The organism is Acidianus brierleyi (assembly GCF_003201835.2).
GTDB classification, from domain to species: domain Archaea; phylum Thermoproteota; class Thermoprotei_A; order Sulfolobales; family Sulfolobaceae; genus Aramenus; species Aramenus brierleyi.
Map to the genome: position 1 here is coordinate 1,191,181 of NZ_CP029289.2, position 14,156 is coordinate 1,205,336.

The window sequence follows — 14,156 nt, forward strand, 5'->3', positions numbered from 1 at the left end:
AAATGTTATATAGATAATGCTATATAAAAAATTAGCTTGCTATTCCAGTCTCGTTAGGTAACATGTATATAAAATTAGTAGTGTTAAACGCTCTAATTTCAAGTAATATTGGCATTTCGTATATTGGCATCTTGCCAATAGTATTGGGCATTGTAAAATTATATATTAGAGGAAGAGGTAAAGCTTTCGAATTGCCATATATATTTTTAGAAATATTTACATATACTGAAGTTTGAATGAAAACTGATATTAAGGTATAATTTGAGTTAGGTTTTAAAATTTCTATTTCTGGCTTTGTAGGAGAGGCATTATAGTAAATAAGAACTGTACCACCATTTACTTCATTAGATATAAGTTTACTGTAATCAATATTACTAGATTGTGGATATATTGAGTTTAAATATAGAAATAAAGGAATTACTGCTCCTACTATTATTAGAAGAATTATAATAAAAGCTAGAAAATCGGAAAGAGCCCTCATTTATCATCACGGTAATTGTTGAATATACCCAAAACTCCAATACGCTTCAATACTACCTGGACCATCAATATATACTATTGTAGATCCTAAAGTGTAATTTTGAAAATATATATTAGTAGAGTGTCCCCAATAATCGAAAATTGTCGCTTTGACAATCCCCACGTATCCAAAAGCCAATATGTTATACATACCTTCTTTGATCCAATATGATCCAGAGCTATAGGTAGTAGAATTTAAAGTTAAGACTGGATTATAGCTAATATTATTGCTTATTGATATCGTATAATAATTGTATAAATGTTCATAATAAATTGAGATCGAAGCAGGGGTAGAATTAGGAGGAATAAAGAGCAATATTGAAGGTAGTATAGTATAAGTTTTTCCGTATTCCCATCCATCAAAACCATAAGTACATATCTCTGTACTTTTGGTAATGTTATATGCTGGAGTTAGTTCTGTTAAATTCACATAACCTGCAGTAACAGATATTATTTGTTCACCATTAATTTGATATTTATGTCCATCTATTCCTATATATATTGGTCGGGTGGCATTAGTATATAATGTAAGGTTAATCTTGGCATTTATCAGCGTATAGTTTGCTATTAGTGATACTCCACTTCCTTCTAATGTAACTTCTATATCAGAAGATTTTGTACTATTAACTTTAGCATTACCTAAAACTATCCAATTATGGAAATACCCAGTATAAGGAAAACCCGAAGCGTTAATAGCATAAGCATATTCTGGAGCGTCTACAAAGAAAGATCCAGTATCATTAGTAAAAGTTACTGGTGTTGTAAAATTTTCCTTTTTAGTATCTATATTTGTTGTTATATTAACTCGCGTTGTATATATTCCTTTATTACCTTGAATCTGAGAAAGAATTATTACCCCACCTTTAGTACTTTGCAGAGGCATTGGACCAATGGAAGAATTTAGAACTAAATAGAACATATTCCCATATTCCGATATTATTACAATAGGATCTCCTGATACAGACTTAGGTATAGAAAATTCAGAGTTTTGAGTTACAGTTATAGGATAATCTATTGAAGAACCATTAGCAAACGTAGTAAGATTTCTCCATATTCCATTAGTAAAATAATCTATTTGACGTATTTCAAGATTTATAGGAAAAGATACTGTAGAATTGACATACAAGAAATCTATAGAACCATTGTAATTATAATATATACTAGGATGACCTAGAGTAACTGATTTATATTCGTCGTTCTTTATTGTTACATAATTATTAGTAATGGTGTTCTGAACAATAGAATTTTGATGAAAAGTGCTTTCATAAAGTAATAATGGAACTCCAATAGCTATAACAATTATTAGTAACATAAAGAAGGCTATTGCATTAGTTTGGCCTTTATTTTTCCTTATCAAATAAAATGGGAAAATTACCAATGAATAGAGACTATTAAAAGAATTAGACAAAATACTACTAGGCAAACTACCTGTTGGATTACTACTAACGCCATATTTCCAACACTGATTATCCACTACTATTAGGGGAGAATTAACAGTAAGAGCAGTATAATTACCAGTTCCGTTTCCTAATATATTGTCAGGATTTTCAAAACCATAGTCTACACCTATTGGATAAGATATTATCAATTGATAAGTCTGATTAGAACTTACAGGCCAATCAAGCCAATTATAATACTCAATAGTAAAATTACCATTTAACTGAAATAAATAATTATATGTTACATTATAGGAGCCTTGTGCTAAATAAACTTTTTCAAGTTGATAACTATTTATTGGACCAAAAGTTTCATTTTTACCATTTATACATAATTGAAGAAGTTGTCCAGCTATATCCCCATATACAGGCGATGTATTATGTATAAATATTGCATAATTATGCTGAAAAAAAGAATATGGCTGAATCAATTGAAAATTATTTTTAAATTCCACTAAATAATATCTTTCTTGAATACCATAATTAATATTCAAATATCCGCTAGAGTTTACGTAAATGATAAATTCATTATTAGATTTACTAATCATATAATTTGAATTATAACTATTTATTTTATATTCGTCTATTTCCCCATCTTTTACTGTATAGCCATATAACGTGTAATTATATGTTATATTTACAGGAGAAGGAAAAACTATTATATGATAACCATAAGTTAGATTAACTGTTATTTTCTGTTCTAGGCTATATGTTATATTATCTATAGAAATTGGTATCGATGCATTAAGAGATGAAATACTAGGGCTGTTTCCATAATTATTTTCAAGTATTATCCCTTCTTGGCTTATAGTAACTGGATATTTTTGAGTATTCATTAAATATACTATAGTAACTAGGCCAGTTCCGAATACTGTCAATTCAGTACTTTTACTTTCAGTATCACTTACACTAACTCTACCAATTGTAGTCCAATTTTCGAACTTTCCTGTTAAACTATATTGAGGAAGAAATATTGTAGAATTCGGAGTGGAAAGAATATAAGTTCCAGACTTCATCTCACAAATCACTGGAGTGATCTGAGTTTTTCCACTTATATCTATATTAATAGAAACTGCAAAAGTCTTACTTCCATTTATAGCAATTCCTATGAACGCTACATCAGGTTTAGCAATTCCACTTATAACTGAAGACATTATAACACTAGTATTAGGATTTAATAGAAAAATATTACCTAGCGATGTTATTATTAATATTGGATAGTTTTGAACATATTTCGGTAAATATAAATTATAATTACCGCTTACTATAATATTTCCTGTAGCTGCACTCCATGTACCATGAAAATACATTATTGAGGTAATATTAAAAGGAATAATAGTAGAATAATAATAAAATCTAATATATGGAAGTGAAGAAGAGTTGTAATAAATAAAAGGATTTCCCTTGAGTACTTCATTTACTTGATATCCTTGAAGTTGTATTGAAGGATCATAAGCTGATTTACCTTGCTGTGAAGATGAAGGTGTCGAATTCATAATCATAAAAAAAGGTACTATTACAGCTATTATTAAAAAAAGCATTATTATTGCAAAAATAACCACTGCTTGAGCTTTCATTGTGATACGCCTGAATAAGTATAATATATTCTAAAATAATAATTACCTGATTGATAAATAATCCATACTACAATAATATCACTACTATTTATTAAACCGGTAACTGAGGTAACTGAAAAAGCTTCGTTAGAAGGGACTTCATAACCAACCTGGTTTGTAGATAATATCTCTCCAGAAGTAGAATATATTGTACTAAATGTTTTTGATAATGGTATTTTTCCATTAGTCAAAAAAACATTAAGAGTAGACACGGAATAAGAAGGAGTTATTGTACCTATAGAAGCTATATCACTAGTAGGTACTGCAAAAGCTATTACAGTAAAATTACCAGAATACTGAGGTGAATAAATATAAAATATACTAGATCCTTTGCCATTTTCTAAAAATAGAGGTCCTGCTGTTACGCTTATATCAGACCCCATATTTTTTGCAGTCTGTTCTGCATTTGTAAAAGATAATTGGGGAACAAGAAACGCTGAAACAAAACTAAAAATGACAAGACCTATAATTACTGTAACAGCTAAAATTATAATTTCCCCTACACCAAAAGCCATATACTTTATTTAATATCTGTTCTATATAAGTCTTTTTAAAACAGTCAGTGGCATAACTAAAACTATTTTTAACCTAAAATATTAGGCTTAATTTTACAAAATAGAAATAAAAACAATAATTTTCAAACATGATTTAATATCTATAATTTATTAACTTATTAAGATCGTTTTAATAACGGATTCCCTAATGGAGCTTTTTTACCCCAGACTTCGGCAACTACTGCTACTAATCCCGTATACCACGCAGCTATTGCCGTTAATATACCCATATAACCTCCAGCATGTACTAATGAAATTGAGTTTTCCATATTTCCAATGCCTAATAGGAAGAAGGTTATCCATAATAGTAGAAATGTTGTAAAAAGACCTAAATTAAGCTTGAAAGTAGCTATCCACATTACTAGTGTAAATATTCCGAAGGCTACTAAAACTAAACCTATAGATGCAGAAGTTATGTTTCCAAAAATTCCCATAGCACTTAAGAAAAACCATTCCCAAAATGCCCCATAAGTAAAGAACGCAGTATATCCGAAAGTATTGCCTGATTTAAATTCAAAAATTCCTGCTACTATTTGTGCTAATCCTCCATAAAATGCTGCTAAACCTAATACTGCGCCTGCTCCTTGAGATATTAGTCCGGCATTAAACGCACTTAAAACTAGAGTCGTTAACGCAAAACCTGAAAGCCCAAGAGGGGCCGGATTTGCTCTTTTTTCTTCAGTCATGAAGAAAAACAAAATGTATAAGTATTTAAAATTTCCTTAAGCATTATAAAAAGCTATATTTATTTAAATCTCTTTTACGCAAATATCCTCATGTCACAACAAGAAAACCTTCCCTTTGACGAAGAGTATTATCAACCTCCTTATAAAGCAGTTTATAGAGAATCAATTGAAAATGCTGAAAAATTTTGGAGAAAAATGAGTGAAGAATTAGAATGGTTTTATCCATATGAGAAGGTTCTTGATGAAACTAACGCTCCTTTTTATAGATGGTTTAGTGGTGGAAGAATAAATATTAGTTATAATGCTCTAGACAGAAATTTAAAAAGTAGAGGAAATAAAATAGCTATTTATTGGGAAAATGAAAAAGGAGAAAATATAGGATTAACTTACTCTCAACTTTATAATGAAGTCAACAGATTTGCTAAGGTTCTTCAAGATTTAGGAATAAAAAAGGGAGATAGGGCAGTAATATACTTGCCTTTAATGCCAGAACTTCCTATATCAATGCTGGCATTAGCGAGATTAGGAGCAATACATAGTATAGTATTCTCTGGCTTTTCGGTTCAGGCATTAATAGACCGAATTAACGATGCAAAAGCTAAGATGGTCATAACTACTACGCACACTATGAGGAGAAATAAAAGAGTTGAATTAAAAGGAATAGTTGACCAAGCTGTTGAACAGACGCCGTCTGTAGAAAATGTTCTTGTAATAAAAAGAAATGAAGAACCAGTAATGAAAAAGAAAGACGTACTCTATCAAGATCTAGCCAAAAGAACTGGTTATAAAAAAGTTGAAGTTGAAGAGACGTCTTCTACTGATCCTTTATTTATCTTATATACCTCCGGAACTACTGGAAAACCTAAGGGAATATTCCATCTTCATGGAGGATATGGAATATGGACTTATCTAACTACAAAATGGGTATTTGACCTTAGAGATAACGATGTGTTCTTTAATACTGCAGATATAGGCTGGATTACTGGACATTCTTACATAGTTTATGGACCTTTACAAGCTGGCGCTACAGTTCTAATGTATGAAGGAGTCCCAGATTATCCAAATCCTGATAGATGGTGGGAATTAGTTGAGAAATATAATGTGACAGTTTTCTATACTTCTCCAACAGCTATAAGGTCTCTGATGAAGTATGGGGAGGACTGGATAAAGAATCATGATTTATCGACATTAAGAATTTTAGGAAGCGTAGGAGAGCCAATAAATCCTGAAGCATGGAGATGGTATTATAAAAATATCGGGAACTCCTCTTTGCCTATAGTAGATACATGGTGGCAGACTGAAACTGGAGGAATAATGATTTCCGCTACGCCAGGCTTAGGAAATTACATGTTAAAGCCTAGCGCCAATGGGTTACCTTTGCCAGGAGTTGATGCTGACGTTTTTACAGAAGAAGGAATTCCTACTAATCCTAGAGAAAAAGGCTATATTGTTATAAAAAGACCCTGGCCTGGAATGCTAGCAGGAGTATGGAACGATCCAGATAGATACATAAAAACATATTGGTCAAAATTCCAAGGAGTGTACTATCCAGGGGATTACGCAGTAAAGGATGAGGATGGCTTCTTCTTTATACTAGGAAGAGCAGATGAAGTGTTAAAGATAGCAGGACATAGAATTGGAACTAGGGAAATAGAGGATATATTAATTTCTCATCCTGCAGTAGCTGAGTCTGCAGTAATTGGTATCCCTGATCCAGTTAGAGGTGAAACTGCAGTAGCTGCAGTAGTACTTAAACAAGGATATACACCGTCTTCTCAACTTAGGAAGGAATTGGAAGATTATGTTAAGAAAACCTTAGGTTCAATAGTGATATTTGGAGGAATATATTTTGTTTCTAAATTACCTAAGACAAGATCAGGCAAAATAATGAGAAGATTGGTAAGGTCAGTAATTTCTGGACAGACACTTGGTGATGTATCTACATTAGAAGATGAAACGTCAGTAGATGAACTAAAGAAAGTCATAGAAGAGTTCTCTAAAGAAATTAAAAATCAATCATAAATTTTCACAATATACTAAACGATTAAATTTTTATTTTTAAATATTATCTCGTTTTAGAGAAGCATCTCTGAATTTTATATTTGGTATACTAAATTATTAAAATATACTAAATCTAATTACATTAACTTTTTATAGAAAAACGTATAAGTTAAATTTCTTTATTATAATTTATGATTAGTAAAGAAGTTAAGATTAACTTGAAGAACGCTAACAGTAAGGTTATTCTAAACGAGATATTTGATATAGATAACCTCCCTAAATTATGGAAATACCTTCAAAAAGTAGAAAAAATAGATTCCATCTCGTATATAGCAGAATTTAAAGTATTTATGAGATTTAGATTCTTAATGAAAAGAGAAATATCTGAATATTCGGTAGTGCATTCTGGTGTAATGAAATTCCCTAAAGCTTCTTTTACATTTTCTGTAAATGTTATACCTTTGAGAGATGAATCATTAGATATGATCGTTAGAGGTGATTACCAAGGTCCCTTAGAAAGATTAGCTGGAAGTCCTATGCAATCGTTTTTAAACAATTTTGTGGAAAAATTTTCTAATAAGATCCATTTTCAGACTTTCGAAAATTTTACAACTCTGATCAATGAAGGAATAGAACAAAGTAAGAATTATGATGGAAAGATAAAAATTTCTGTGGATGAATGTGAAGCATTTTTCGAAAACGGAAAAATTGTAGAGATAACATGTGGAAGAATTAAAGACGATGATGCAATGAAAGAACTTTCTTCTAAGAAGATATATAACGCAATTATTGATTATTTATGATATAATACTTACAATCAAACTAAATCGATTTAAATAATAGTATATACTATTAGAATTCTTTGTATCATAAAAATATAACTAAATAAAAACAGGAATTTTTAACTCTGTTTAATACATTGAAATAAACTTATAATGACAAAATATATAAGGGATAATCTGTAGTGACTAATATGCTAAGGCCATTAGTAGCAGTCGATTTAAATTCTCGGATTGACTATCTAACGCTATACAAATTTATGGAAGGATTATTGAAGAAATTTAAGGTAGTAGATACTGTGTTCATAATGGATGACAAAAGTATAGTTGAAATAGATGAGAATAAAGTCTTTAGAGTATCAGATTCTTACTCTTTTGTGGAGGTAGTAAGAAACTTAAAAGAATTGTCAGAAAAGAAAGGCACACTTGACTTGAAAAGTTTAATTATGCTTCAAAAAGAGTTGGGGAGAAGTCTAGTAGTACTAGTGAGTAATAGGAAAGCTAGATCTCTTGGTAACTTGTTAATAGTTTTTGATGGAAAGAAAGTAAAGACCTTGGCTGGGAACTGATGAAATTTTGTAAAGAAAATGGAAATTACGGAATAGAATTTAATGGGAATTACGTATCCCTTATTTCGGGAAAAATATTTTTTGAAGCTATAGATAACTGTTTTGAAATACCAATAGAAATTGATGAAAGAAATCTTTTTTATAAAGAATTAAGAGTTCCATTACCTTACAATTTAAAGGCAAACTTAGCTAGAGCTCTATTTATATTGCTAGGTGAGGTATCTAACGATATTTTCTACTATAGAAGAACCAAGATATTTATTGACTCAAAAATGAAGGATATAGATCTTAATGCTGAGAGAAAATTCTCAAAAATTTGCGGCAACTATGGAAGCACAGTCATGTACTATTGTATAGGAAATGAGACTTTCGCCATATTATCTCCTAATAAAGAAGAAGGAGAAAGCGCTTTTCAAAATTTTAAGGAATTTTATTATTTCGTAAAATCTTTAAGATAGTATTATCTTATCGTTCCAGAACCTAGCGAAGAACATTACTGCAGAGATAACTACTGGTATTACCAACACTAGGAAAGCATATCCTAAGCCTATTATTTGCGAAAGAGCTCCTACTATTATTGGTATAGATACAAATAGAATATTATTGTAAGCCAGAAAATAGGAATTAACAGCATTTCTTTCTATTTGTGAAGTTGACCTAGCTATCATTATAGTAGACATTGGAAATATTGAACCGTGAGGAATTCCTAAGATTGCCATGAAAATCAAAAAGCTGTAAAAACTAGGAGATAGTACCATCCCAGTTAAACCAATTAAGGTTATTAAAATTGAAATCAAAAGAGGATATCTTAATGAGTTAAAAGGTCTTATTGTCATGGAAAGTCTAGTTAAGAAGGATATTGTAAAGAATGGTATGTAAGAAAAGTATGCTAAATCCTTTGGAACGCCAAATTTTTCAATAGCGTATATTGTCAAAAACGCTGTTAGAGCAGCAAAGGGAACATTATATGTAGTTATAGAAAGAACTGAAGATATGAAACCTTTGTTCTTTATTGCACTCATACCGTGAGTTTCCCTTTTTACCTCAGGGAATTTAACATACCACGAAAGACCGAAAGCTAGAGCACCTAGAGGCAAAAATGCTAGGAATACAGATTTATACCCAAACATTGATAAAACATAACTTTCTAAAGATGGCCCTATTATTAAACTTATACTTAAACTAGTGGAATAGAGCGAGAGTAATCTTTCTGCAGTTCTTTTATCGTCAACAAGAGATGCTGAAGTAATTAAATTAGGTAATATAAGACCAAAAGCTATCCCAGCTATACCAGTTATTATCCATATTATGACTGCGTTAGATAGATAAAAGATACCTAATAAAACAAATATTATCAAATTGGCAGATATGAATGCCTTTTTTCTGGAAGAAGATTGCAACGTAGGATTAATGTAGGAAGTAGAAATAAATGTTGAGAGAAAGACTACAGCATCTATAATTCCAGCTAACAAATTGTCAAAACCAAAGACATACTTTCCCAAAGGAGCTAAGGTTGTTGTAACCATATTATTTGTTGCTCTTGTAGCTATAGTAATTAATGATAAAACTAAAGCCATATATATGAAAGATCTTTTGTCACTCATTGCAGTAGATATAGGTAACTTTGTTACTTAAAAATCTATTCTTCTTGTTTATGCATTATTAGAAAAGTAATATAACATTGAAAAAGATAATGGCGAAAATTTAAAATAAAATTATAGAAAAATAGATGTTAAAAAATTTACTCGTTTAGGTATTCTCTCCAGAATGTTCCTTCCATGACTGGGTTAATTATCCTTATGTATGGTCCGTAAATTAAAGTATCCAATGCCTCATCATGAACTTCTCTATACTCTGGACTTAATAATACTCTACCCATTCCGAACTGTAACGCATCTAGATTAGCCCATTCTACGTGAACTATGTACTGTGGTGGTGTTGGTTTAGCTTCTGGTACCTGATACATTACGTTATTTGGATCTGGCTCTAATGAGCCTGGGCTCTCTAATAACTGATGGAATCCTTTTGACCCGAATTGGAAGCTTCCTATTCCAGAGACGCCTATTTCTTTTAATAACATTGCACCTAGGAATCCTGGTGCTCTCTTAAACATCTCTAAGGTCTTTATTATTGCATCTTCAAATTGCTTTTCTTTTCCTGGAATTACTGTATGTTCTCCAAATGCTACTACTCTTTTTCCATAAGGCTGTGAGATTACTGGAATTTCTAATGGTTTTCCTTCTGCAAATTTCTTTCCTACTACTGCAGTGAAATCTGTCATCTCAGTGTTTATTGGCATGTCTGCATACTTTATTTCGTAAATTGGTTCCCAAGGTCCCCAAACCATTTGTGAGGCGCATGAGTAGCAAAGTCTAAATAGGTAACTCCAGTTTTGTCTGTGCATTTCTTCATGATCTTTCCAATCTTTCCACATTGTGTATTGTAAAACTCTTACAGTACTACTTTCCTTAGTCATGTCCATCTTAGCTCCTCCAAATCTTTCGCCAAACGGTAATACTCCTATTTGAACGTGGTTTTGGAATCCTACGAAACCCGGATGTCTTGCTGTTACCATGCACACTTTTGGTCCTACAGCTGAGAACATTTCAAAAGTTTTAGGTTCATTTTTCAAATCTGCCATGTTTATAGCTATGTAAGGTTTAGGCATATTTGTTCACAAAATAACATATCTCACCATGTCTATTAAACTTTGTTTAGTAAAAAGTATATATTCTACAGAAAAGTATAACCGCGTAAAAACAAGAATCTGTAACAAATTATAATTCCTTATTTAAAAAGATTATGTTTAAAAAATGGCGAAATCTTCAAACGAATTATAATATTTACTAAATATTTGTGATATAGCACTCTTCATATTTTCCTCGACTTGTCTTGGTTTCAATCCTAACGATAAACCTGCATGATACCAGCTCTTACCTTGAAATGTTCTTGCAAATAATGAAGCTAATAAAACATCGTCTATATCAAATTTATTCTCAAAAAAGTACTTTGTAGCTAAAGCATGAATAGCTTCAGAAACTGAATTATAAGGTAAAATACCATTTAAATATGAAATTATTTTGGCCTTATATAGGTCTGAAATATTGCCATATTCGATCGAGGGAGTTGATCTTAAAATTTTGACCAAGACCAATGGACTTACATTAAAATACACTTGATGTGATGTTCTTAGAATCTTATCTTTTAAATTCGCAGATAAGAAAGAAGTAATACTCTTCCCTTTTTCTGACATTCCTTTTAATACAATTATGGAATATCCTCCTAAGCCCTCATTTTTCCTTGATGCTAAATATACTGGAGTAAAACCGTTTCTAAGCCAAAAATTAAGAACCTTTAATTCGGATACAAAAGACGAACCTACCCAATCTAAAGAATAATTTAATGCAATTTCAGTAACTTTATTTAATAATAACGATCCAAGTCCCTTATCTTGGAGAGAAGGTATTACAGCAATTCTCATTATTCTCCATCCTCTTAATTCTCCAAAATTTTTTAGTCTTTGATATTTTATTATTCTATGTGGAATCAAATTTCCCTCATTTCCCTCAGCATATAACATTGATTCTATTTCACTATCGTTAAGACCTCCTTCTTCAACTATTTGAGCTACTGCAATGCCAGGATCAATTGTGAAAATTTTTTGAAATGCCATGTCTCCTAAAAGCATTAAATCGTCTGGGGAGTTTCTATAATGGGCGGATACTAATATCCCATATATTTGCCTAAGTAATTGCTCATCACTAAAAAGAGTCTCTTGACTTATTTCAGTTAAATTGTTTGTTGATTCGGCAACCTCTGGTTCAACATCTAAAAGCATTATGTCGTATATTAATTTCTCTACAGGATCTCCTCTTGCATATCTTATTGGATAGTCTAACTTAACCATTTGTAACTTAACATTTTTTTCTAGGTTGTTAATGTATTTTAGAAAAGCTTTTCCAGAACCTTCGTACCCATGAACTGTGGTTATCATAACAACTTTTTCCCATCTTCTCAAAATATAATCTAAATTTTCTATACCTAAAGAAGCTGCTTCATCTATAATTATTATGTCTCCATCCTCGTCTTTAGCGATTTCTGGGGCAGTCCATCTGATCCTAACATTGCCTACTCTTATTGACATTATTTTTCCTTCTTTAGATCTCAAGACCTTAATGTCAACTTTAAACAATTTTAGACCTCTAACTAATGCTTCAAGTAACTCTTTTGCAGAATAATAAGAAGGAGACGTTACTATAATATTGATAGTATTTTCAATATTCTTAATCATGAAATTTGATAAGGCAAATCCTACAGCAACGCTTTTTCCCCTACCTCTAGGAGCTATTACAGTAAAAACTCTCTTACCTTCCTCTTCTATGAAGTTGAATTCCTCTATAACTTTAGCTTGATCATCGGTAACGCAAAGATCGTAAAGCCTTTTGGGTATTTTAAAAATACCCTTCTTTTTAGGTAATGAAGTCTCTGAAGAAGAATAAGGTCTAATTATTTCCTTATCTCCAAGATAAATTATTCCTCTATTTTGAAGTAACTTTTGTAAGAATCTTTTCTCAAAAAGGTCTTTTACTATATTATGTCTAGTTAGTGACGATTTATAGAGCTTATTTTTAAATATATTATCGGAATATAAGAGAACTAACCCTCCTCCTCTAGCCATGTCTGAAAGTCTTGCTATATAATTCGGTCTGAAATCGTCTATACAATCTAATATTACTACGTCAAAGGTGCTTCCCAAATATTTCTCTGAAGAAGAATAATCAATGTCGTTTACATTAGCTACATTCATAAACTTCTTTAATTTTTCCTTACTTCCTTCTATCCATGGATGGAAAGCATAGGCAATAGTAGCTCTAGGGTTTATTTTCAAGTACTCTTTTAAAATTACAATAGCCTTTGAAACACTATCATCACCTTGTATAAAAGCTAAATTCCTATAATACCCTTTTTTAGCATCTAAAAACAAATTATCTAACTTCATAGATTGGTTTTTCACCTCTTAATGCTAAAATCAAGTTTTTTACTGCTATTTCAGCCATTTTGTCTCTAGTCTCAATTGTTGCACTACCTAAATGAGGAGTTAAAACAACATTGTTCATAGATATTAATGGACTATCTTTAGGTAATGGCTCGTGTTCAAATACATCTAATGCAGCGCCTCTTATCCAACCTTCTTTTAGAGCTTTTATTAAAGCATTCTCATCTATTACTGGACCTCTAGAAGCATTTATTAAAAAAGACGATTTTTTCATCAATTTTAATTTTTCCTCATTAACTATATGATAAGTAGTTGTGTTTAAATCTACTGCGATAACTAGAAAATCTGATTCACTGAATAATGTATTTAAATCTACAAATTTTGCATCTACATCATGAGGAGCTCTACTATTGTATATAATGTTCATGTCGAACCCTTTTGCTCTCCTCATAACAGCCCTAGCAATTCTTCCCATGCCTAATAAACCTAAAGTTTTTCCATATACTTCACTTCCTAGCATAAAAGTAGGATACCATGAAATTTCCCATTTTCCTTCTCTAATTAACTTATCTCCTTCAACTATTCTTCTTGAGACTGCAATTAATAGACCAAATATAAGATCTGCCGTAGCTTCTGTAAGAACTTCAGGAGTATATGTTATAATAATCCCACGTTTTTTTGCATATTCTACATCTATATGATCAAATCCTACACTATATGTACTTATTACCTTTAGTTTAGGTGCTGAATCTATTATTTCCTTGTCTATTCTTTCTGTTAATGTTATTAGAATCCCATCCTTATCTCTTATGTTATCTATTATCCATTCTTTGGGTGGAGGATAATTTTCCTCCCATAATGCAACTTCTACATTTTCTGATAAATAAGATATCCAATTTCCAGGGAGCTTTTTTGTAACTAAAACTTTCATAAAAATATCTTGTGAAAAACCATTAAAAAGGAAATTAGATTGAAGCTAAATTATATCGAATTAACATTA

At 31.1% G+C, this 14,156-nt stretch carries 12 protein-coding genes; 4 read left to right on the forward strand and 8 right to left on the reverse strand.

Annotation, left to right across the window (positions count from 1 at the left end; all coding sequences use genetic code 11):
* Nucleotides 1-31 precede the first annotated feature (31 nt).
* From DFR85_RS22060 to DFR85_RS22075, 4 genes are all read right to left on the reverse strand, one after another.
* Nucleotides 32-481, reverse strand: coding sequence for a hypothetical protein (locus tag DFR85_RS22060; protein WP_110270126.1), 450 nt, complete (start codon nucleotides 479-481; stop codon nucleotides 32-34).
* A gap of 6 nt (nucleotides 482-487) precedes the next feature.
* The gene (locus DFR85_RS22065) at nucleotides 488-3,532 is read right to left on the reverse strand and encodes a hypothetical protein (protein ID WP_168367141.1); all 3,045 of its coding nucleotides are present in this window, start codon (nucleotides 3,530-3,532) and stop codon (nucleotides 488-490) included.
* Nucleotides 3,529-4,086, reverse strand: coding sequence for a hypothetical protein (locus DFR85_RS22070; protein WP_110270128.1), 558 nt, complete (start codon nucleotides 4,084-4,086; stop codon nucleotides 3,529-3,531). The genes DFR85_RS22065 and DFR85_RS22070 overlap by 4 nt, the downstream gene beginning before the upstream one ends.
* 158 nt (nucleotides 4,087-4,244) lie before the next feature.
* Complete coding sequence (locus tag DFR85_RS22075; protein ID WP_110270129.1) at nucleotides 4,245-4,811, reverse strand: acetate uptake transporter; 567 nt, start codon at nucleotides 4,809-4,811, stop codon at nucleotides 4,245-4,247.
* A gap of 90 nt (nucleotides 4,812-4,901) precedes the next feature.
* Here DFR85_RS22075 and acs point away from each other — a divergent pair, with 90 nt between their 5' ends.
* From acs to DFR85_RS22095, 4 genes are all read left to right on the forward strand, one after another.
* Complete coding sequence (gene acs, locus DFR85_RS22080; protein ID WP_110270130.1) at nucleotides 4,902-6,833, forward strand: acetate--CoA ligase; 1,932 nt, start codon at nucleotides 4,902-4,904, stop codon at nucleotides 6,831-6,833.
* Between the two features lie 170 nt (nucleotides 6,834-7,003).
* Nucleotides 7,004-7,615 (forward strand): hypothetical protein, encoded by a 612-nt coding sequence (locus tag DFR85_RS22085; protein WP_168367142.1) that lies wholly within the window; start codon nucleotides 7,004-7,006, stop codon nucleotides 7,613-7,615.
* A 170-nt stretch (nucleotides 7,616-7,785) separates the two neighbouring features.
* A complete protein-coding gene (locus DFR85_RS22090) occupies nucleotides 7,786-8,160 on the forward strand; it encodes a hypothetical protein (RefSeq protein ID WP_110270133.1) in 375 nt (124 codons plus the stop codon).
* Nucleotides 8,160-8,618, forward strand: coding sequence for a hypothetical protein (locus tag DFR85_RS22095; protein ID WP_110270134.1), 459 nt, complete (start codon nucleotides 8,160-8,162; stop codon nucleotides 8,616-8,618). The genes DFR85_RS22090 and DFR85_RS22095 overlap by 1 nt, the downstream gene beginning before the upstream one ends.
* Here the strand turns inward: DFR85_RS22095 and DFR85_RS22100 are convergent.
* From DFR85_RS22100 to DFR85_RS22115, 4 genes are all read right to left on the reverse strand, one after another.
* The gene (locus DFR85_RS22100; RefSeq protein WP_110270135.1) at nucleotides 8,610-9,764 is read right to left on the reverse strand and encodes an MFS transporter; all 1,155 of its coding nucleotides are present in this window, start codon (nucleotides 9,762-9,764) and stop codon (nucleotides 8,610-8,612) included. The genes DFR85_RS22095 and DFR85_RS22100 overlap by 9 nt on opposite strands.
* Nucleotides 9,765-9,901: 137 nt before the next feature.
* Complete coding sequence (gene sor, locus DFR85_RS22105; RefSeq protein ID WP_110270136.1) at nucleotides 9,902-10,828, reverse strand: sulfur oxygenase/reductase; 927 nt, start codon at nucleotides 10,826-10,828, stop codon at nucleotides 9,902-9,904.
* A gap of 138 nt (nucleotides 10,829-10,966) precedes the next feature.
* Entirely contained in the window at nucleotides 10,967-13,159 is a 2,193-nt protein-coding gene (locus tag DFR85_RS22110) for a tRNA(Met) cytidine acetyltransferase TmcA (RefSeq protein ID WP_168367143.1), read from the reverse strand.
* Nucleotides 13,146-14,087, reverse strand: coding sequence for a 2-hydroxyacid dehydrogenase (locus tag DFR85_RS22115; protein WP_110270138.1), 942 nt, complete (start codon nucleotides 14,085-14,087; stop codon nucleotides 13,146-13,148). The genes DFR85_RS22110 and DFR85_RS22115 overlap by 14 nt, the downstream gene beginning before the upstream one ends.
* Nucleotides 14,088-14,156 lie beyond the last annotated feature (69 nt).